19 protein-coding genes and 1 riboswitch are annotated in these 22772 nt (G+C 39.7%); of the genes, 11 read left to right on the forward strand and 8 right to left on the reverse strand.

Annotated features, from left to right (window positions below; translation table 11 throughout):
* Positions 1-36 precede the first annotated feature (36 nt).
* The 3 genes from J4861_RS07970 (at position 37) to J4861_RS07980 (ending at position 3886) form a co-directional block, all read left to right on the forward strand.
* Positions 37-1023 (forward strand): HlyD family secretion protein, encoded by a 987-nt coding sequence (locus tag J4861_RS07970; protein WP_211817532.1) that lies wholly within the window; start codon positions 37-39, stop codon positions 1021-1023.
* A 296-nt stretch (positions 1024-1319) separates the two neighbouring features.
* Entirely contained in the window at positions 1320-2501 is a 1182-nt protein-coding gene (locus J4861_RS07975; RefSeq protein WP_211817533.1) for an ABC transporter permease, read from the forward strand.
* A gap of 89 nt (positions 2502-2590) precedes the next feature.
* The gene (locus J4861_RS07980; protein WP_211817534.1) at positions 2591-3886 is read left to right on the forward strand and encodes an ABC transporter permease; all 1296 of its coding nucleotides are present in this window, start codon (positions 2591-2593) and stop codon (positions 3884-3886) included.
* 552 nt (positions 3887-4438) lie between these two features.
* Here J4861_RS07980 and J4861_RS07985 read toward each other — a convergent pair.
* The 3 genes from J4861_RS07985 to J4861_RS07995 form a co-directional block, all read right to left on the reverse strand.
* The gene (locus J4861_RS07985; protein ID WP_211817535.1) at positions 4439-5203 is read right to left on the reverse strand and encodes an SDR family oxidoreductase; all 765 of its coding nucleotides are present in this window, start codon (positions 5201-5203) and stop codon (positions 4439-4441) included.
* Positions 5204-5318: 115 nt separating this feature from the next.
* Positions 5319-6200, reverse strand: a complete 882-nt coding sequence (locus J4861_RS07990; protein WP_211817536.1) for a DMT family transporter — start codon at positions 6198-6200, stop codon at positions 5319-5321.
* The gene (locus J4861_RS07995) at positions 6181-7104 is read right to left on the reverse strand and encodes a DMT family transporter (protein WP_036922986.1); all 924 of its coding nucleotides are present in this window, start codon (positions 7102-7104) and stop codon (positions 6181-6183) included. Before J4861_RS07995 ends, J4861_RS07990 begins: the two co-directional genes overlap by 20 nt.
* A gap of 360 nt (positions 7105-7464) precedes the next feature.
* A riboswitch (TPP riboswitch) is annotated at positions 7465-7563 on the forward strand.
* A gap of 92 nt (positions 7564-7655) precedes the next feature.
* On the opposite strand from J4861_RS07995, the gene thiD reads away from it, so the two are divergent.
* From thiD to J4861_RS08035, 8 genes are all read left to right on the forward strand, one after another.
* A complete protein-coding gene (gene thiD, locus J4861_RS08000; protein WP_211817537.1) occupies positions 7656-8471 on the forward strand; it encodes a bifunctional hydroxymethylpyrimidine kinase/phosphomethylpyrimidine kinase in 816 nt (271 codons plus the stop codon).
* Positions 8468-9103 (forward strand): thiamine phosphate synthase, encoded by a 636-nt coding sequence (locus J4861_RS08005; protein WP_211817538.1) that lies wholly within the window; start codon positions 8468-8470, stop codon positions 9101-9103. The genes thiD and J4861_RS08005 overlap by 4 nt, the downstream gene beginning before the upstream one ends.
* On the forward strand, positions 9100-10677 hold the full coding sequence (gene thiC / locus J4861_RS08010; RefSeq protein WP_211817539.1) for a phosphomethylpyrimidine synthase ThiC: 1578 nt from the start codon (positions 9100-9102) through the stop codon (positions 10675-10677). Before J4861_RS08005 ends, thiC begins: the two co-directional genes overlap by 4 nt.
* A gap of 38 nt (positions 10678-10715) precedes the next feature.
* Positions 10716-11489, forward strand: a complete 774-nt coding sequence (locus tag J4861_RS08015) for a sulfide-dependent adenosine diphosphate thiazole synthase (RefSeq protein WP_211817540.1) — start codon at positions 10716-10718, stop codon at positions 11487-11489.
* A gap of 10 nt (positions 11490-11499) precedes the next feature.
* Complete coding sequence (locus J4861_RS08020) at positions 11500-12087, forward strand: thiamine phosphate synthase (protein ID WP_211817541.1); 588 nt, start codon at positions 11500-11502, stop codon at positions 12085-12087.
* Between the two features lie 714 nt (positions 12088-12801).
* Complete coding sequence (locus J4861_RS08025) at positions 12802-13791, forward strand: 2-hydroxyacid dehydrogenase (RefSeq protein WP_036864285.1); 990 nt, start codon at positions 12802-12804, stop codon at positions 13789-13791.
* 306 nt (positions 13792-14097) lie between these two features.
* Positions 14098-14673: a porin family protein gene (locus J4861_RS08030; RefSeq protein WP_211817542.1), complete on the forward strand. Its 576-nt coding sequence runs from the start codon at positions 14098-14100 to the stop codon at positions 14671-14673.
* Positions 14674-15108: 435 nt separating this feature from the next.
* Positions 15109-16467 carry an MATE family efflux transporter gene (locus J4861_RS08035; RefSeq protein WP_211817543.1) on the forward strand — a complete coding sequence of 453 codons (1359 nt, stop codon included), beginning with the start codon at positions 15109-15111 and terminating at the stop codon, positions 16465-16467.
* 196 nt (positions 16468-16663) lie between these two features.
* On the opposite strand, the gene pncB is transcribed toward J4861_RS08035, so the two are convergent.
* The 5 genes from pncB to nrfH all read right to left on the reverse strand — a co-directional run bounded on the left by pncB (position 16664) and on the right by nrfH (position 22486).
* Positions 16664-17869, reverse strand: a complete 1206-nt coding sequence (pncB, locus tag J4861_RS08040) for a nicotinate phosphoribosyltransferase (RefSeq protein WP_211817544.1) — start codon at positions 17867-17869, stop codon at positions 16664-16666.
* Between the two features lie 174 nt (positions 17870-18043).
* Positions 18044-18832 (reverse strand): cytochrome c biogenesis protein CcsA, encoded by a 789-nt coding sequence (ccsA, locus tag J4861_RS08045; RefSeq protein WP_211817545.1) that lies wholly within the window; start codon positions 18830-18832, stop codon positions 18044-18046.
* On the reverse strand, positions 18829-20142 hold the full coding sequence (locus J4861_RS08050) for a cytochrome c biogenesis ResB family protein (RefSeq protein WP_211817546.1): 1314 nt from the start codon (positions 20140-20142) through the stop codon (positions 18829-18831). The genes ccsA and J4861_RS08050 overlap by 4 nt, the downstream gene beginning before the upstream one ends.
* Positions 20143-20337: 195 nt before the next feature.
* The gene (nrfA, locus tag J4861_RS08055) at positions 20338-21834 is read right to left on the reverse strand and encodes an ammonia-forming cytochrome c nitrite reductase (protein ID WP_036925488.1); all 1497 of its coding nucleotides are present in this window, start codon (positions 21832-21834) and stop codon (positions 20338-20340) included.
* Between the two features lie 19 nt (positions 21835-21853).
* On the reverse strand, positions 21854-22486 hold the full coding sequence (nrfH, locus tag J4861_RS08060; RefSeq protein WP_211817547.1) for a cytochrome c nitrite reductase small subunit: 633 nt from the start codon (positions 22484-22486) through the stop codon (positions 21854-21856).
* Between the last annotated feature and the right edge of the window lie 286 nt (positions 22487-22772).

A 22772-nucleotide genomic window follows, 5' to 3' on the forward strand; every position in this document is an offset into this window, starting at 1 on the left:
AAAATACTTAACATATAAAAATCAAACCTCAAAAATATGTCAGCAAAATCACAACATAACAACATTCTATTAGCCGTGTTGGGCTTTGTTTCGGTTGTAGTTATTGTAGCCGTTATTGGTTATTTCACCATTGACCGCACAGAAGAGACCATACAAGGAGAAGTAGAAGTAAGTGAATACCGTGTTGCTTGTAAGTACCCTGGTCGTATCACAGATATTAAGGTGAAGGAAGGTGACTTTGTTCATAAGGGAGATGTCCTTGCAACATTAGCTATCCCTGAAGCAAGTACACAAGAGAAAGTGGCTGAAGCTGCGGCTGGTGCAACAGATGCTTTGAGTGCTTTAGCAGAAGGTCCTACACGTCGTGAGACTGTTGAAAGTGCTTATCAAATTTATCAGCAGGCTATTGCAGCAAATGATATTGCCGAAAAGACTTATGGCCGTATGCAGCGACTCTATGATGAAGGAGTGATGAGTGCACAGAAACGTGATGAGGCTATGGCAGCATACGAAGCAACAAAGGCTGGTGTACAAGTTGCTAAATCACAGTGGGAACTTGCTAAGAATGGTGCCCAGCGTGAGACAAAAGAGGCTGCAAGAAAGCAAGCTCAGGCTGCTCGTTCTGCAGTTGATGTTGTTCGTTCAGTCTTGAAAGAAACCGTACAGCATGCAACAGCAGACGGAGAGGTTGAAACAATCTATCCAAAGGTTGGCGAACTTGTCGGCTTAGGTAGTCCGATTATGAGTATCTCAATGGTTGATGATATATGGGGAACCTTTAATGTTCGAGAGGATCAACTCAAGGATATGAAGGTTGGAACAGTATTGAAAGCGTATGCTCCTGCTCTTGATAAGGACATCGAATTGCGTGTAACTTCCTTAAAGGATAAAGGTTCTTACGCAGTATGGAAGGCCACTAAGACCAATGGACAGTATGATTTAAAGACATTCCAAGTTAAGGCAAAACCAACAAAGAAGGTTGAAGGTTTAAAGCCTGGTATGTCGTTGATACTAAAGAAGTAGGACCTCCCCCAGCCCCTCCAAAGGAGGGGAGTTGCCTAACGGGATGTTAGTTCTCTAATAATGGCAAAAGCAAAACTCTTTTAGCACCTTCCATAGATGTGCTGATGGTAAACACATGTGGTGCTGATGGCTAACACCAATGGTGCTAAGGCTTAACACTAAAGACAGAGGGGCTTGCTTTACTAATAAGCTATTAAAAATTCATTATTTAAAGACCATCTAACAAAGACATTTAAAGGCAGTTTTCCTCACATAATATCCTTTTATAGAGGGAGTTGAGGAGACTTTTAATCATAATGAAGAAGTTACTCTTATACATAAGAAGGATTGTTAATCTCTCTGCTCGTGAAGTTGGATTGATGATACATAACCCCATCTACATCTGTTGTATGGTGGTTTTCCCTCTTGTTATCATCTTTTTCTTTACATCTCTGATGAGTACTGGGCAGCCAGAGAAACTCCCTTGTGGTGTTGTCGACAACGATAACACTTCTGTTACACGTGCTATGATTCGTCAGTTGGATGGTTTTCAAAGTACTCGTGTCGCAGGGCATTACAACAATGTATCTGAAGCACGTAAAGCCATACAGCGCAATGAGATATATGGTTTCCTCTATATCCCAGAAGGAACAACAGCTAAGCTTGTTTCTCAGCGGCAGCCAGAGGTATCTTTCTATTATAGTAATGTGACACTTGTTGCAGGCGGTATGCTTTTCAAAGACCTCAAGACCGTTACAACACTTAGTTCCGCAGCTGTTGGTGCTGCCAAATTACAGATGCTTGGCAAGACTCCTGATGAGATTAAAACAATCATTCAGCCAATAGGTCTCGACGTACACATGGTTGGTAATCCTTGGATGAACTATAATGTTTATTTAAGTAGTATTATGATTCCTGGTATTCTGGTGCTATTCATGTTTCTCATTACAGCCTACTCTATTGGAACAGAGTTAAAGTTCGGACGAGCAAAAGAATGGATGTCTATGGCGGGCAATAATATTCTTGTTGCTCTTACGGGTAAGCTATTACCACAGACCCTCATATTCTTGACTATCTTCTTGGGATATGAATGGTACGTCTATGGTTATCTGAACTTTCCACATCCGGGTGGTCTACACATGATAGTTTTCCTTACTATTCTTACCGTATTGTCATCTCAAAGTTTCGGTGTCTTTGTCTTTGGGTTAATGCCTTCTTTGCGAATGTCAATGAGTGTATGCTCGCTATGGGCAGTGGTAGGGTTTTCAGCTTGCGGTGCAACCTTTCCTCTCTTTGCAATGGATGGTATGATTGAAGCTTTGGCACAGATTATTCCGCTGCGTCATTATTATATGATTTATCAGATATGTATCTTCAATGGTTATCCATTGATTGATGCATGGGTAAATGTCGTTGCGCTGATAGCCTTTGCCTCACTTCCTATTCTTGTGTTTAGGAATATTAAACGGGCGATGGTTGAGTATGTGTATATACCATAAGGGATCTCTCCACTCCTTCCAACCAATGGTATTAGGTTTTACCTATTAAAATGAACTCTCGTAAAAGAGGACTCAATAAACTGTCAATTATGTCAGAAACAAAGAATACAACGAAGCCTACTAACAAAAAGAAAGCAAACTCAGGACCACTGAGTTTTCTGTCTTCGCTTTGCTATATATGGTGGTTAGAAACAAAAAGTACTGTTAAAGACGAAGGTGTGTTGATTTTCTTCCTCCTTGTTCCTTTGGCTTACCCACTGCTCTACTCATGGATATATAATAATGAAGTGGTGCGTGAGGTTCCTGTAGCTATTGTTGATTTATCTCACTCTGTCTCTTCTCGTGAGTTTATTCAAAACTTTGATGCATCACCCGACGTACGTGCTGCCTACTATTGCAATAATCTAAAGGAAGCAGAAGCATTGGTCGGAAAGCAGGCTGTCCATGGTGTACTTTATTTCCCAAGTGACTTTGATCGCACTTTACATCGTGGAGAAAAGGCACACGTGGGTGTTTATTGCGATATGAGTCTGATGCTTACTTATAAAGCTATTTATCAGACTGCACTGGCAGTATCAATGGACATGGGTACTGAATTAAAGAAAGGACATACCTTCTCATTTACAGAGCGAGATGAAGAGGTGAACACCGAGCCGATGATAGTAGATGCAGAACCCATCTTCAATACAACGGGAGGTTATGGCAACGCTATCCTGCCCGGTGTGTTGATTCTTATTATACAGCAGACATTGCTTCTTGGTATTGGTTTATCAGCAGGTACAGCACGTGAAAACAACCGTTTCCAAGACCTTGTCCCTATCGGTAAACACTACAATGGAATTATGAAGATAGTACTTGGCAAATCCTCTTGCTATTTCATGATTTATTGTGTTATGGCAGCATACGTAACAATGGTTGTACCCCATTTGTTTAACTTCACGATGCTTGCCCATCCTGCTGACCTCTTTTGGCTTCTTTTGCCATATCTGTTAGCGGTTATCTTCTTCGGTATGACTATCTCGTGTCTTGTGCGTTATCGTGAGAATGTAATGCTTTTAGTGGTGTTCACGTCTATTCCATTCCTCTTCCTTACGGGTGCTTCATGGCCACAGAGTAGTATTCCTGGTGGTTGGCAGGGTGTTAGTTGGCTTATTCCTTCTACCTTTGGTGTTCGTGGATACCTACGAATAGCCTCTATGGGTGCGACCATTGATGATGTATTGCCAGAAGTTCGTGCTTTATGGATACAAGCAGCTGTATATTTTGTTACAACCTGCTTTGTCTATAGATTCCAGATTATCAATGCTCGTAAACATGCTATCTCACACTATCAGATGATTCAAGATAGGATTAAGACTGCTCGTGAGAAGAAGTCTAAGGAATAATAAACATTCTAAGAAAAGGTTTTAGCATACAATGCTCTTTATTGATATAATAGAAAAGTAGAACCCTTTACAGCAGAAAGGACAACCCAATTTGTTAATATTTTTCATTAACCCTGTTCTTATCAAGGCTTAATAAGCTTTGAAAAGACGCCCTTTTGGCTTGCAAAAGGTGCCCTTTTGAAGTCTTACTAACGCCCTTTTGAAGGCCAATTAAGCACCTTTTATCATGCTTCCTCGTAATATCCTAATAACAAGATAGTTGCGAAGATAAACAAAACGACGTGTTTTTACCTAATTTCTATAAAGAGATTAAGGAGTAATGTAAAATAAATTCAAACACTGGCTATTCTAAAAAGTAAGTGTTTATAGTCCAATTTGAATTGAATAAGACAAATGGGAATATAAGTTTATACGTCTATTAGATATATCTACATTAGATTATAAACTTGTATTCCCATAACCAATATATCCTTTTATATCGCTCTTACAAGTGGAAGTATCCTCTCTTCTTTTCGTTAAATGCAATCTTTAAGTAAATCAGAGGAGAGAGACTTACTTTGATGTATCTCTATGTAACACACTTCCGCTTGCCTGATGCGTAGCAAGAACGAGCACTTCGGCAATCTGAACATGGGCAGGAGCGGAAGCAGCATAGAACACAACCTCAGCAATATCGGCACCAGTGAGTGGCTTAACACCTTCATATACTTTTTCTGCACGAGAATCATTGCCATGGAAACGTACGTTAGAGAAGTGGGTCTCTACCAATCCTGGTTTTACATTCGTTACACGTACAGAGGTATGTGCAAGGTCAATACGGAGTCCGTCGGTAATCGTCTTTACCGCTGCCTTTGTACCACAATAGACATTACCGCCTGCATAGGCTGCATCACCAGCCACAGAACCGATGTTAATAACATGTCCGCTGTCACGTTTTACCATTCTTGGAACAACAAGGCGTGTCATGGTTAAGAGTCCTTTGATATTGGTATCAATCATCGTTTCCCAATCTTCAAAGCTACCTTCGTATTCAGGTTCTAAGCCAAGAGCCAAACCAGCATTGTTAATTAAGACATCAATCTGCTGCCATTCGAGTGGTAGACTGTTGATAGCTGCAGTTGCCGCATTACGATTTCGTACGTCAAAAGCAAGTGCTAACACTCTCACTCCTTCTGCTTCGAGTTCTTTCTTTAGGTTAGCAAGGAGTTGTGCTCTACGGCCAGTAATGATAACATCATACCCTCCTTGTGCAAACTTACGTGCGCAGGCTTCGCCAATTCCACTGGTAGCACCAGTAATCAATACTATTTTTCTCATATTATGACTAAGTTATTATTGAAAGACAATATAGTTTAAGACGGATTTATAGAAAGGAGAACTTGCTCCCCTACTCGTTTCTTATCTAACAGTTAGTGTCTACAAAATACTACTATTATTTATTCGACACCGCCACACCTATTAATATCAACGCACTTCCGACATAGGCTATGGCTGTCATTGGCTCGTTGAGGAAGATAGCACTGGTTGCTACTGTGGTGATAGGGTTTAGGTATAGATAGTTCGATGATGTCATGGCACCAATCTTCGCAATGACTAATGTCCATAGAACAAAGCAAAGGAAAGACGCTACAAGACCAAGGAACAATAGGTTTAAGATTACTTTCGGTGTAAGAAGCATGGAAGTAGTTGCCGTCCATGGGTCAAAAAGAAAGGCTGGCAATACCGTTACAAGTCCGTAGAAGAAAATCTTACGTGTTATAAAAACAGCTGAATAACTGTTTGATATCTTCTTCATTAGTAAGGAATAGACAGCCCAACATAATGATGCCAATAACGTGAGGAGGTCGCCCCAAGGATTCAGATGTAGGACAAAACTACCATTGAAGATAACGATGGCAACACCCATTAAAGCTATTAGCGAACCGAGAATCAGTGACCAACTTGCTTTAATACTCTTCACAAAGGTAATACCAAGTAGTACTGTAAGCAGTGGTGCAGTACAAACAATGAAACTAACGTTATTGACATAGGTAAGTCCCACAGCATAGTTTTCAGCAAGGAAGAACACCGAACCTCCCGTTATACCTAATAAAACCATGATTAACTCATCACGCCATGTACGAGAAAAAAGCTGACGTGGCGAGATAAACCATATACAAATATAGGCAATAACAAAGCGTAGGAAAAAGATTTCCAACGGTGTCACCCCACTGTTATAAAGCACCTTCGTGTTTACAAAGGTAGTGCCCCATACGGCGACAATAGCAATGGCAAGAAGATGCCATAGTATGTTTTTATTCTTGATGTTCGGCATATTTCCTAAGAGGATTAGGTAAGGTTTTGCCCTTTGTGATAAGAATGATTACGGAAGTAATGATAAGTACACAACCAATAATAATAGATGTTGTGAGTGGTTCGCCCATGAGTGTGATACCAATAGTCATTGCAGTGAGTGGCTCAAAGGCTCCTAAGATAGCAACACTGGCAGAATCAATCAAGGTGAGTGAACGAACCAACGTAACATTACTGATAGTGGTTGGAATCAAACCCAATAGTATCAGTGAAAGGAAAGAGTCTGCATTCGTGATTCGTTGTACCCCTCCTGTCGTAAATGTTGCATAAAGGATTAGTAGCAACATTGCCATAAAGAAGATATAGAAATTAACCTTCAACGCTGGCAATTTACGAATACGCATGTTAGGGAAAAGTACCATATAGATAGCATACAGCAGTCCTGACGACATGGCAAGTGTAACACCCCACATCGACTTAATACCGTCTGTATGCCCTATTCCACCAAGAAAAGCTACACCAGCAATAGCAAGTAAAATGGCTAAGGATATGCGAATTGTAAGTTTTTCGTTAAAGAAAAGAATGAGAAGAACCTCCGTCCATACCGGATAAGAGAACAGCAGGGTAGTAGCTATACCACCAGGCATATATTCGTAACTACTGAAAAGGCATACAGCCGACACAGCATACAGAATCGAAAGGAACGTGATACGGAGTCCATCTCCCCATCGTATATGTAGATTTTGCTTACGCCATAAGAGGATCGCCATCATAAAAAGACAACCGAAGGCGAAACGATAGATTAAAACTGACGGCAATAACATTCCCGATTCCATTACAGGAATAGAGAAAAGCGGGATAGTACCGAACGTAATTGCAGAAAGGCTGGCATAACCATAACCCTTTATAGTGGAAGAATTATTCACGATTTAAATGTGTGTTGATTAACGCTAATATAAGTGCAAATTTACATATTTTTCTGCAATATATGTATTGAAAACTCCTATAAAAAGGTCAAGAATAGAGAATAATGACTATATCTGAGGTATGGCAACAATAAATAGCTTTCACTTTGGATAACTATTGCAAGGCATTTAGTACCCAACACCATTGGTGTTTACCATCAACACCATATGTGCGGGGCATCAACTCCTTGGCAAACATAGGCTTTTAATTAGGGAGGGAGCTATATAATATGACGTGCTAAACGTTAAATATAAGTTAAATATCAGGTAACTATTTCTTATTTAAGTAATAACATATACTTTTGTCAACAAATAAATAAATTAAGAAACAAGGGGTGCTTCACGGTTGTGTTGCTGAGATTATACCCATAGAACCTGACGCTGATAATGCAGCCGCAGGGATTGTCTCATTCTATACTTACACTTTCTTCGTCATTGATGAGACTGTTTTCTATCTCGTATCATCTTTTGAAAAACTGCAATAGACGTACCTCTACAAACCGATATGGTGCATGAGATATATTTGTGCATTGACAATTGCAGGCTCTGACTGTAGCGGTGGAGCTGGAATACAAGCAGACATAAAGACTATGTCAGCCTTAGGCGTCTATGCAGCAACTGCTATTACATCTATTACTGTGCAAAATACGAAAGGTGTACAGGCTGTTCATGGGGTGAGCCCTTTTATCGTTGCAGAGCAGATTAAGGCGGTTATGGAAGATATAAAACCTGATGCTGTAAAGGTTGGGATGGTAAATGACAGTGTTACTATACACGCCATAGCTGATACGCTGAAGTTTTATCCGAACATTCCGACAGTGATTGATCCGATTATGGTATCTACAAGTGGCTTTAGACTTATGAAACAAGATGCTTTAGAACTATTTTGTCAATCCTTGCTTCCTATGTCTACCCTACTGACCCCTAATCTTCCTGAGGCAGAAATATTGTCAAACATGAAAATAAAAAACATTGATGACATGGATATAGCAGCACAAAGAATCCTGAGTTTGGGCTGTAAAGCTGTCTTGATAAAAGGAGGACATATGACAGGAGATAGAAAGATAGACCGATTATATATGACGAATGGAATAGTACAAACTTTTACCCATAAGACAATAGACACCCAAAACACTCATGGAACAGGCTGTACCCTCTCCTCTGCTATCACTTCCTTTATAGCACGTGGACTGAATTTAGCTGATGCCATAGCTGCTGCAAAACACTATCTTTCTCAAACATTGGCGGCTGGTAAGGATATTCATATAGGCGAAGGACACGGACCTGTTAACCATTTCTTTAATCCTGAGAAACTAATAACTTTATGATACAATTTATTACACATGCCAATAATCGCTATGATTACTTAGATGGCGTTCGTATGGCACTTGAAGGAGGATGCCGATGGATTCAACTTCGAATGAAGGATGCTTCAGAAGAGGAGATTCTGAAGACTGCAGAAAGTACGAGAAAACTATGCAGACAATACGATGCAGTCTTCCTTCTTGATGACTATGTAGAACTGGTAGAAAGGTCAGGAGCTGATGGTGTGCATCTTGGTAAGAACGATATGCCTATCGATAAAGCACGTCGTCTTCTTGGAAAGGATAAAATCATTGGTGGTACAGCAAATACTTTTGAGGATGTCAAACGTATCTATTCTGCTGGAGCAGACTACATTGGTTGCGGTCCATTCCGCTTTACTACTACCAAGAAAAAGCTATCTCCTATCTTAGGGTTAAATGGCTATAGCCGTATCATTGAGCAAATGACTGCTTACGGGATTAATATCCCTGTCATTGCTATTGGTGGTATACTTCTACAAGATGTATCGGATATAATGCAGACAGGGGTAAGTGGCGTAGCTATTAGTGGTGCTATCCTTAATGCTAACAATGATGATAAGCCAGTTACCACAATGAAAAGATTTATCAATGAACTTAAATCAAACAATAAATGAAAACAGAATTCAAGTTTAGTTATCCTTCCTCTGAGAAGGTTTACCTAAGTGGAAGACTCTATCCTGAGCTCAAAGTGGGTATGCGTAAAGTACATCTTACTCCTACTGTTACTATCAAGAAAGGAGAAAGATGTGAGGAAAACAATGCTCCTGTGTATATATATGATACCAGTGGAGCTTACAGTGATCCTAATATTGATATCAACTTAGAGTGCGGACTGCCTAAACTACGACAGTCTTGGGTCATAAAACGTAAGGAAAGACAGACCCAAATGTATTTCGCCAAACAGGGTATTATAACTGAGGAGATGGAATATGTTGCCATCAGAGAGAATATGAATTGTGAGGAATTGGGTATCGACACGCGTATCACTCCAGCGTTTGTATGCAAGGAAATTGCCGAAGGAAGGGCTGTAATACCAGCTAACACAAAGCATCCAGAGTCTGAACCAATGATTATCGGGACAAACTTTCTTGTGAAGATAAACGCCAATATCGGCAATTCCTCCACATCTTCTGATATCGAACAAGAGATTGAAAAGGCGGTTTGGAGTTGTAAATGGGGTTGCGATACATTAATGGATTTATCTACAGGTAAGGATATCCATGAAACACGAGAACGGATTCTTCGCAACTGTCCTGTCCCTGTTGGAACAGTACCTATGTATCAAGCTTTTGAGAAAGTTAATGGAAAGATTGAAGCTCTTAACTGGGAAATCTTCCGTGATACCTTGATTGAACAGTGCGAACAAGGAGTGGATTACTTTACAATTCATTGTGGCATACGACTAAAGAATATACATCTTGCTGACAATCGATTGACAGGTATCGTAAGTCGTGGTGGTAGTATTATCTCTAAATGGTGCAAGGAACATCAGAAAGAGAGTTTCCTCTATGAGCATTTTGATGATATATGTGATATCTGTGCAAGGTATGATGTTGCAATATCATTGGGAGACGGACTACGTCCCGGTTGTACGCACGATGCGAATGATGCGGCTCAATTTGCTGAACTTGACACGATGGGCGAATTAGTTGAGCGTGCATGGGATAAGAATGTACAGGTCTTTATTGAAGGTCCAGGTCATGTTCCAATGCATAAAATCAAAGAGAATATGGACCGACAGATTGATAAGTGCCATGGTGCACCCTTCTATACATTAGGTCCACTTGTCACTGATATTGCTCCAGCTTACGATCATATCACGTCTGCTATTGGTGCATCTCTCATAGGATGGTACGGTACTGCCATGCTATGTTATGTAACACCAAAGGAGCATCTTGCCCTGCCTGAGAAAGAAGATGTACGTATTGGTGTCATCACTTATAAGATAGCTGCTCACGCAGCAGACCTTGCAAAGGGTCATCCAAGTGCTTCTATCCGTGATAATGCATTGAGTAAAGCACGTTATGACTTCCGTTGGAAAGACCAGTTTAACTTAGCACTTGACCCAGAACGTGCGCTTGAATATTACAAAGCAAGCAACTCAGTTGATGCGAACTATTGTACAATGTGCGGTCCACACTTCTGTGCTGCTCGTATTAGTCATTCTCTCAAGAACTGTGAGGAATAAGCAAAAGAATAACAATTATCCATAAATATAATTTTATTATGATTGAGACACAAGTATCAAAAGGTATTATTAGTACCTATTTCGACAAACTTCAGCGTAATTTACAACTTGATGTTGCCATCGTTGGTGGTGGTCCTTCAGGCATCGTTGCAGCTTATTATCTGGCAAAAACAGGGTTAAAAACAGCTCTATTCGATCGTAAGCTGTCACCTGGCGGAGGTATGTGGGGTGGTGCAATGATGTTTAACCAAATCGTTATACAGGAAGAAGCGTTGCACATTGTCAAGGACTTCAACATCAGCTATCAGCCTTATGAAAACGAACTTTACACCATTGACTCCGTTGAAAGTACCTCCGCTTTGCTTTATCATGCAGCTCATGCTGGTGCAACAATCTTCAACTGCTATTCTGTTGAAGATGTTGTTTTCAAGAATGATGTTGTAGGTGGTGTTGTAGTCAATTGGACTCCGGTTCTTCGTGAAGGACTACATGTTGACCCATTAAACATCATGTCTAAATGTGTGATTGATGGTACTGGTCACGACAGCGAGATATGTAAAGTTGTAGCACGTAAGAATGGTATCCAACTTGACACTACTACAGGCGGAGTTGTGGGTGAAAAGTCCTTAGATGTGGCTGAAGGCGAACGCATGGTCGTTGAAGGAACACATGAAATTTACCCTGGGCTCTATGTCTGTGGTATGGCTTCTTCAGCCGCAGCAGGAACTCCAAGAATGGGTCCAATATTTGGTGGTATGTTACTATCTGGCAAGAAGGTAGCCGATTTGATTATAGATAAACTAAAGAAATAAATATCATCTAATGAAATGGATAACCATTACCTCTCCCGAGTTTTTATCGGGAGAGGCTACCTTCATAAGTAAACTCTTTTCACAAGGGCTTGACTTATTGCATCTGCGTAAGCCAGAAGCATCATTAGAAGCCTACAAGCAGCTTCTTCTTCAAATACCCGAACAGTGGCACAGTAGAATCGTTCTGCACGAACATTTCGAATTGGCAGAAGAATATAAGCTTCATGGTATTCACTTGAATCGGCGCTGTTCTGTAGCTCCCAATGCTTATCATGGAAGCATCTCTTGCTCTTGTCATACAATAGAGGAAGTTATAACACAAAAAGACTCAAAAGACTATGTATTCTTGAGTCCTATCTTTGATAGTATTTCTAAGGTTGGATATCATGCAGCCTTCTCCCCTACCTTACTTAAGCAGGCTGCTATCGAGAATGTAATTGACGAGAAAGTAATTGCCTTGGGAGGTATAACTGCTAATAACATTCCACTTGTCAAAGAATGGCACTTTGGTGGTGTTGCGTTATTAGGAGATATATGGAAGCGTATGTCAGACCCACAAGTAGATGAATATCTGAACCATATTCGAACACTTCTTTAATTAAGTTCAGACTAATATGAATTCAAACTCAATAAAAAAGATTCTTCAATTGACCTTTTATTATTCCTCTAATAAATAAAAATACCTTTCATCTTGTTTCACTCTTCACCTTTCGCACTATTGGTGTTTACCATCCGCACCATTGGTGTTGGGCTTCCGCACCATATGTGCTGAGCCTTTACAAATTGATCAGAAAAGAGAAGAAAGCTTTATAAAGGCTCTTTTTCTTAGCGAAGAAAAGAGACTTGTTGATAAGGGACGTTATCAAGGTGAAAAAACTTAATCATGAGTAATTCTGAACCATTATACGCTACGTCATCAATTCATTCCAACTTTCTACTTTCTCATAACAACACAAATTCTCTAAAATAGATTTCCTGTCACTCCCATCATCAGATTATAGGTTGTAACTTGTTGGTTTATAACAAGTCTACACGAACTGTTAAAAGTGACAGCAAAATAAAATTAAAACTATCATAGTATTATAGCTTTCATTTCTGCTAAATGGTAAACTGTCCTATCTCATAAGGAACAACTATAAAAGATAATTATTTGCAAGAATTACAAATTATGTGTACCTTTGCATTGTCTTAAGTAAGTTGGATAACTTACACATTAAAGATTACCTGAGGAATCAGAAAGAAATAAAGAAATCCTTTTACCGTATAAAGGATTATCTATAGCACTTATAATAATTAAATTAGGTAAATAGCAATGAGGATAGCATTTTTCGACGCAAAGTCGTATGACATCGAGTCTTTCAACGAAGTAAACAAAGATTATAATTTCGATATTCGCTATTATCAAGAGCGTCTCAGTATTAGTACTGTGCCTTTGGCAAAGGGTGCAGACGTGGTTTGTATTTTCGTAAATGCAGAGTGCGATGCAAGAGTTATTGATGAATTAGTGAACAATGGTGTAAAACTTGTAGCTCTTAGATGTGCTGGTTTCAATAATGTTGACCTTAAAGCTGCTGAAGGTCGTATTAAGGTGACACACGTACCTGCTTACTCTCCACATGCTGTTGCTGAGTATGCTGTAGCGCTGATGCTAAGTCTTAACCGTAAGATTTATCGTGCTGTGAACCGTACACGTGATGGAAATTTTACATTACATGGTTTGTTAGGCTTCGACATGTATGGTAAGACAGCAGGTGTTGTTGGTATGGGGCGTATTGCTAAAGAGCTTATCAAGATTCTTCACGGCTTTGGTATGAATATTATGGCATACGATCTCTATCCAGATCAAGAGTTTGCAAAGCAGTATAATGTGAAGGTTGTTCAACTTGACGAACTTTATGCGAATAGTGATATCATCTCCCTCCACTGCCCATTGACACCAGACACAAAGTTCCTTATCAATAAGGAAAGTATTGCGAAAATGAAGAAGGGTGTGATGATTATCAATACTGGTCGTGGTCAGCTTATCCACACAGAAGACCTTATCGAAGGCTTGCGTACAAAGCAGGTGGGTTCAGCTGGTCTTGACGTTTATGAAGAGGAGAAGGAGTACTTCTATGAGGATAAGAGCGACAAGATGATTGACGATGACGTATTGGCTCGCTTACTGATGGTTCCAAACGTTGTATTGACCTCTCATCAAGCATTCTTTACAAAGGAAGCGCTCTACAATATCGCTGTTTCAACCCTTAGCAGTGTAAAAGAACTATCAGAGGGTAAGGAACTTAGTTGCCAGGTGAAGTAAATATTAGAATCTTATAATCCTCATAAAGATTATAAGGTCAGTATTAGGTATATAATAAGGTGGATTGAAAGAAATATCTTTTTCAACCCACCTTTTTCTATGTATTTTCTTTGTTATTGTATCATATAAATAATATTTAACGCAAAAACCTTTGAAGTTACATTAGTTTCGTTTAATTTTGCGCACATAATTAACGAAATATTCAATATAAAACTTCTCTATTGGAGGCTTTAAAAGGCTTATAAACGAGGAGTATAATAAAGGATAACTATAGAATAAAATATACTTAATAAAAAACAAAGAGTTATGAAAAAGATTTTAGTTGTAGCAGCACTGATGCTTTCATCAGTATCTACATTCGCACAGCATGCAGTCGGTTCATTCAACCTTCAGCCAAAGGTTGGTGTTAGTATTGCTAATCTTACAGAGGTTAAGGGCTCAGACCCTCGTGTAGGTCTTGTATCTGGTGTTGAGGGTGAGTATCAGGCAAGTGACATCTTCTCTGTAAGTGCAGGTGTACTCTACTCTATGCAGGGTGCAAAAGCTAATTTCGCTAATTTAGTTGATGCAACAAACCGCCTTGATTACATTAACGTTCCTATCATGGCAAACGTTTATGTTGTTAAAGGTCTTGCTGTTAAATTGGGTGTTCAGCCTGGATTTAATGTTAGCAACAAAATTAAGGTAAATAATCTTGATGCAGTTGAAAATCCAGCAAAGGCACAGTCTGTAGATGTTTCTATCCCAGTAGGTCTTTCTTACGAATACAACAATTTCCAGCTTGATGCTCGTTACAATTGGGGTGTTAGCAAGGCTTTCAAATTGACTGATGCTAAGAACAGCGTATTCCAGATTACTTTGGGCTACAAGTTTGACTTGTAAATCATTAAAACAAATACTATATTGTTTTGAGGAGACCACAGGGTCTCCTCTTTTCGTTTGTACATTATCGTCCTCATAAACCCGAATCGGTCATTAGACACAAAATGTATTGTTCTCTTACTATGGTTTTGTTTCCTAACCGATTCGGGCTAAAACGATAATATTAGAGGGCTTTACTCCTAATTACTTCATGAAAAGACTTTGGATGGATTTTTATGTTTCTTATATAATAAAGGTGGACTTTCTTACTTGTAAAAACACTCTTTTAACCCAATAAATAAACCGCCAGAGAATAGAGAAAGTGGTCTTTTCTTATCCTATACACCTCTTTTTTATCCTCAACTAAGATAAAGTAATTTATGAAAATTGTATGAAAATACAATATTTTTTCGTACCTTTGCAGCACACTTAGGATAATAAATAGCAAAAATTAGTATGTCATATCAATTTTCAAAGTACGAAACACACTATCGTAACCTTACTTATTTAGGCGTTCCAATCATTATCGGACAATTAGGAAACCTTATTCTTAACTTTGCCGATACACTTATGATTGGACATCATAGTACAGAAGAATTGGCTGCAGCGGCATTTGTCAACAATATGTTTACGTTAGTCATTATTTTTGCTATTGGCTTTACATATGCTATTACAGCACTTGTTGGTATTCTGTATGGACAGGATAAGACGCATCGTATTGGTGAAGTAATGAAGAGTGCTGCTGCAGCTAACACCTGTATGGCAATACTTTTATCTGCCATTATGATTGTTCTGTACTTGAACATTCACCGTTTGGGACAGCCAGAAGAGTTATTACCACTCATACGACCTTACTTCCTTATCCAACTTGTATCTCTCCCATTTGTATGTTGGTTTAATACTTTCCGCCAGTTCACCGATGGTATCACTGACACAAAGGTGGCAATGTGGATTCTTGTTGCAGGAAATGTAATGAATATCTTTGGTAACTGGGTACTTATCTATGGTCATTTAGGACTTCCAGAGATGGGATTGGTTGGTGCAGGACTATCTACAATGATTTCACGTATTGTGATGGCTTTCATTATGGTAGGCATCTTCTTCTTTAGTAGGAAATATAAAGAATACAAGAAGGGATGGAGCTTGGGCCAGGTGAAATATGCAGACTTCAAGCAGATTACAGTTCTTGGTATTCCTTTAGCATTACAAATGGGTATGGAAACTGCTGCCTTTAGCCTTTCAAGCTTGATGGTTGGCTGGTTCGGTACAGAATCCTTAGCGGCTCATCAGGTTATGTTGACGATTTCACAGTTAGGCTACATGATCTACTATGGCTTGGCAGCAGCGGTAGCAGTACGCATTAGTAACTTCATGGGACAACGTGACTATCTTGCTGTAAGACGAACAGCAACGGCAGGAATACATTTGGTTTTCTTGCTTGCCATACTCACTTCTGTGCCAATCTTTATTTGCCGTCATATCATCGGTGGTCTTTTCACTGATAACGTAAACGTTATTTCAATGGTTTCTATGACGATTATTCCATTTATGATTTATCAGTTTGGTGATGGCTTGCAGTGTAATTATGCCAACGCAATGCGTGGTACAGCTAATATTCGTCCATTAATTTGGATTGCGTTTGTTTCTTTCTTCATCGTATCTCTACCTTTAGGCTATCTCTTTGGAGTCGTTATGAACTATCAGCTGGTCGGTGTCTGGTTTGCCTTCCCATTTGGTTTAACACTGTCAGGCATACTTTACTATATCTACTATCAGAAGGGATTGAACAAGATAGAGTCTGGAGCAAAGATATAATTCATAATTATGATTACTACTACACTTCATAAGTATGATTATCATTATTTGCTATTCTTAAAATATGACCTTGATAATAGATTAAGAGCAATATAACTTCAAAAGGCGATAATAAGTAATGACATTAATTCATCAACTTATTATCGCCTTTTGAAGTATCCCTCTGCAATATTCGAGGTAAAAATTAGATAGAAATCTACTCTTTATAATTGATTGCCTCCATGAATCGCTTGATAACCTCTGGCTTACCCGTATGCTTACCTTTATCTTCAGAGATCTTACAGGTCTCGTTATAGAACGGCCATGACTCCGTAATCTTTACAGCGACCAACTTAATAACAATGTTCATTGGCTTTACATGTGGGAAATCATTGGTGAAGTGAGTACCAATGCCAAATGAAGGCTTCACTCGATTCTCAGCATAACGCTGTATCTCAATAGCCTTATCCGTATCTAAAGCATTTGAGAATAGCACCTGCTTATCACGTGCATCAATACCGAAAGAATTATATTTTGCAATAATCTTCTCTAACTGCTCAAAGTTATCACCAGAGTCTATGCGCAACCCCTTGAACTGATTAGCAAAGTCTTCAGAGAAGTTATAAGAAAATATATCCCACCCAAAGGAATCGTAAAGGTAAGTTCCCAAAGCACCTCGATAAGTCCTACGCCATGCTTCCATGGCCATATAGTTTGCCATCTGAGGGCCAAACATACCGCCAATAGCACAAATAAACTCATGCGCCATCGTACCAACAGGCATAAGATTATACTTCATGGCAAGGTGAATATTGCTGGTGCCGACAAAGCGTCCTTTCCATTCGCGACTGTCATAACAGTCCTTCATAGCACGAACAGCAGTATCCTCTGCTGTAAGGCTGGCACGGCGACGTGTACCAAAGTCTGAGAATACACATCCAGCCTCAAGTAATCGCTCTGTCTTATGGTAAGTCTTATCGTAAAGTTCTTGATAATCAAACTCCTGAGCTTGGTCGTTAAACATATAGAATAGCTCTGAAATGATGGCAAGAACCTTTACCTCTAACAGAATAGTATCAGCCCATAATCCTTCAAACTCAATATGAAGATGCCCATCCTCATCCTGCCATACCTTCACCCACTCACGTGAAAAGCGAAAGCCGCGAAGGTATGTCAAGAACCATTCTGGAAGATAATTGCACTTCTGTCGAAGAAAGTTTATTTCTTCGTCGGTAATAACAACCGTCTCAAGTAACTCTATTTGATGTTCCACTTCACGTGCAAAACCTTCTGGGTAGACCGTATCGTCACGGTCAACAAACTGATAGCAAACATGTGCACGTGGATAATTGTCAATGACAGCGCAGCACATTGTAAGCTTATAAAGGTCATCGTCTGTAAAGTGATTAATAATCTGTCTCATCTTATTATTGTTGAATTCAGTCGTCAAAAGTATAAAAAAGATATGGAAGAACAAAGGATTTTGTCAAAAATATGACTTAATGATAATATCAAGAGAAGCTATATGAGTAAAACAAAATCGGTTCATTAGAATTAAGAAATAACCTTCTAATGAACCGATTTGGAGTAAAGTCTTTTAATTTAAGTTATATGTATGTACACTCACACCTTGCGCTGACGGCAGATAATTAATTCCCCACCAGCACATCTGCAGTAAGATGAAGGCTATAATGAGTACCCATAAGGCTGGGCGAACAATGCGAGGACGATACTGACGATAGTGAACATAGACCAAATAAGCAAGCCAAGTAATAGCAGCCCATGTCTCCTTTGGGTCCCATGACCAATAATGTCCCCATGCCTCTTTTGCCCACAAAGCACCCATAAGCATACCAAGTGTCATAAATGATAGTCCAACGTAGGCAAGATTGTCAGTTATCTCCATCTCTTTATCTGTATCAGTTCCCTTCTTAAAGAAAAGAAGATAGACCGACATGACTACTGCTGCACCCAAAAGTGCGTATGCCATCATATACACAATTACATGAGGAGCAAACCATGGACTCTGCAAGGCAGGCATAAGCGTCTTGGAATGAATCTCAGGCTTGAAGATATTAACACATACAAACACTGTTGCAAGAAGTGTTGAGAAGCTCAATATCCATTTATACTGCCAACGACTAAAGACAATAATACCTGCCAAAGGAAGGAAAAAACTATACCATAAACGCGTTTCTCCCATCGTTCGAAGTGGTGGACGTTCCAATGTTATCCACATAATGAGAATGTAGGAAAAGAAGATTACAAGTCCAAGACCTGTTGCGCCAAACGCTAAGATACGACGGTTACGCCATGCAGCCCATGCACCTATAGCCCATAAAACTACTGATACAACTGCAAATATGATAAAATAACTCCAAATCATAGCTTAACCTCCTTCTTACGACTTGCTGTCAAGAACATTCCAACAGCTCCAAATAACAACATGAATATACCTACATAGACAACTGGCATCCAAGGGTCTGTTACAATCTCAAAGATACTTAGATTACTCCACTTGCCCATTTGTTCATTATAACTTAACTGATAGATTTTCCATCCATCAATACTAAAAGGTTTGTTAACCTCTATCTCGGTGTGAATATTCTTTCCATCCTGTGTATAGATGTCAACAAGTGAAGCGAAACGACGTGGCTCACGATTTGGCATAACCAATCTTCTACCATCACTAAGTTTCAAAGACTGATAAGGGAAAAGATAGCTTCCACAAGTGAGCCAACCAGTGTAGCTATGCTGCACACCCTTGTAGGGTGCATTGCCAGTAGTGACCTTCACCAATATCGCACAAGCAGTACCTGTTGCATCCGAAGCTATATAGCCATCCTTATTACGTGCCTGTCCTAAAGAGTCCATACGGATATTGCCCATCATACCACCAGGTATCTTACCCACCATCTTACTAAGCATAACTGGCATAGCATTATCAATGCGCTTGAGAACCTCAATCTTACAATCTAACAGTTGACCAGACTTTACATTCTTATCTAAAAGAATATTCTCTGGCTTTCCTTTAGGAAGCGGAAGTCCCATATTGTCAATAAGCATGAGCTTAGGTGGATATTCATCAATGGTAAACTTCTCCAGCTGTATTGCCACAGGGAGGTGATGAACAGCACTAAAAGCATCAAGACCACGCCACTCAACCTGTCCTTGCTCGCAAAACATCTTTACTCGAAGCATATCTGCACTACCAAGTGTACCGCATGTAAGAACAAGGAACAGTCCGACATGACTCGTTAGTGTTGGCAAGCGACGCCAAGAGAAATGTGCTATTTGATTCAAAGTGACTTCACCAACAATGGCTGTCATCCATAGGTAAACAAGGATAAACGGCCAGAAATTAAGCATCTTTGTTAGACCAAGTGGGTCAATGGGAGCTTTCCCCTCTGCCACTTGTTTGGTAAGTCCCATAAGAAGAGTGAGTATTGCAGCTGTAGCAATAGCTGGAATCGCCGCTTGCATGGTTGACATGAAACGACAGAAATAAGACCGCTTACGAAGTGCATAGACTATGATAAGTGCCAATACGAGTAAGATTAATGTAATAATGTTGGCTGGCCAAGCAAAGATACCCCACTCTAAGGGACCTATTGTTACCTGTAATAATCCACCTGTAACCAATAAACCAACGACTATTGCTGTACCTTCTCTAAGTGTATAAGGTTTATTCCACATAGTAAAAGAGGCTCTCCCCCACTATTAATAAGGTCTTGAAAAACTTTATTTTATGTTTGTGAAGTACGAGCAGATAAATGATTTCGTTTTGATATATAAAATATTAGGATACAAGAATATTCTTCAAATAGAATATTCCTATTTTACTGAACAAGATTCCTCCCCTAATGGGAAGGAATCCTGGGTGTAGTTTGTTTACATCGGTTTAGTTATAAACCGCTTATTCTTGCGTGCCTGCTCTATCCACTTCGGAACGATAGTGTCAAGGAACTGCTTCTTTTGTGCATTAAGCTTAGTCATATCTAAGCCAATGTAAGACTGTGCCTTAGCCTTAGTAGAAACGTCAGGAAGAGGAATCTGTCCTGTAAAGCCGTGACGAGCAACTACACGTGCGATCTGTAAGCGTGCATCCTTTGCATATTCCATTGCACTTCCAAGGAGTCGCATTACTTCTTGTGGAGCATGGAAAGCAGCACCGTGGCTGGCAACGGCATAGTCCCAACGCCACTGACCCTTACGAAGATCTTTCAAAACAGGCTCCATCTCAGCCTCAGTTGCACCCTTTTCCCATGCAAATTTAGCTTCAATATGTGCTGCAGCAAGTTCTCTTTCGACATGAGTACGGAAGTCATAAATCTTCTGTTGACGCTCATATACATTCTGACGAAGTGTTTCAGCATCTTGACGGTGACAAGTCTGGCAAGTACGACTGATGTTTGCTAATGGACTTGTAATATGATGATCTGTATATTTCACACCACCCTCAGAGATGTAAGGCATATGACAATCAGCACATGAAACACCACGCTGTCCATGGATTCCCTGTAAATACAATTCATAACCAGGGTGCTGTGCCTTTAGAATCTTCGCCTTTGATAATGGATTAATGTAATCATAGAAGCCAATACTATCGTAGTATTCCTCTGCTGCCTCACACGTCATACCCTTTTCTTGAGGGAAATGTAGATAGTTGCCATTCTCTTTCTCGAAGTAGTATTCCGTGTGGCACTGTGCGCAGACCAGGCTACGCATCTCTTGATGGCTGGCTTTTCTCACGTCTTTACCGACACGAGCCCATGCCTCATAGAGAGCAGGACGAGCGGGACGAAGTTCCATCGTCCTTGCATCATGGCAGTCAGAGCAACCGACGGTGTTCATGACCTCTGGTCCCCAGTCGCTCCACTTGGCAGCATAGAATTTATCAGTTCCTTTCTCACGCATTAGACGTGGAACATCAGGACCCTTGCAGGTCCAACAGGTTCCTGGCTGTATGTCATCTTGTCCATCAACACCTGGACTTCCTGTACGCATAATCTTACGTAAGTCATCAATACAATGACGGTGTCCACGTGGTGTATTATACCCTCTTGAGAAAGAATAGCCAGCCCATAGGATAACCATTTCGGGTCTCTCTGCCAGTACATCTACTTCCTGGGAAGAATTGTACTTACTCACGAAACTTGTGTCTTCTGTCATTGCCCACGTCTCATATTCACGTGGGAAATCAGCTGCAAATTTCTCATTCTGAGATACAATGGAGTCAGTCATCGGTGTACGTCTGTTGTTGAACACACTTACAACCTCAGCTCTTCTTTCAAGCATTGAAGAACAGAGCAGTCCAAGAATGAACACGAGAACCATTGCTCCTCCAAAGAGTAGCCAGCCTTGCCATTTCTTTAATGTCTTTGCCATAATTATCGATTTTTAGTTCTTATTTTTTCTTTCCTAACACTTTTTGCAACCAATCTGGAACAGGAGAAGGTGGCATTGGTTCCACATATTCTGCACCAGGGGTGCTTGAGAGAGAATTCATCTTCATGTGTGCTACATCACGATGACAATCCCAGCAGGCTTTACCTTCACCACGCTGAGCCTCCATGTAATCTATTCTGCCTGTATTTACAAACTCTTGATTTAATTGTTTATGGCAGCGGATGCAGTTATCCATTATCACTTCTGCCGATGCTGATTCTGCCTGAATAGTTTGCGATTCATTAAATGTAACAAAATAAGCTACATGCTTCATACCATCCATACCTTTAAAAGCATAGTGTGCAGCAACGTTATCATTAGGAACGTGACAATCGTTACATGTGGTGTTACGAGCATGTGCAGAGTGTGACCACGTAGCATAATAAGGTGACATGATATGGCAATTAATACATGCCGCTGGGTCATCACCTATTATATAGGTATGCATACGTAGAAGATAAAAGAATAACCCTGTTAATCCTACTATCACACCGCACAAAATAGATAATGTAACCTTTTGCCGATATGAGATGCATGATAGAAACTTATCTATCATACTTTTCAATTTGGTAGGTATGGTTTTTAGTTTCATAGGATTTATATCTTGTTTCGTGCACAAAGATATGTATTATTTTTCATTAGACAAGTAAAGAAAAAAGAAAAAATCATCATAAATTATGATTTAGACTAAATCTAATATATTTTTATCGTGAAGAAAAGAATTTATGTCCATGACAAGAATTACTTATTTCCATGAAGAGAAATGTTTTTTGGGTTCTTCTGTTAAATGTGTAGACGCTTTTCGTATTGCTATAAAGGAAAAAACGAAGTTACTCATTAAACAAAAACATGGCTTAGGCAGTCAACATTCTATCCAT

Origin of the sequence: Prevotella melaninogenica, from assembly GCF_018127925.1 — a bacterium.
Classification (GTDB): Bacteria; Bacteroidota; Bacteroidia; order Bacteroidales; family Bacteroidaceae; genus Prevotella; species Prevotella melaninogenica_C.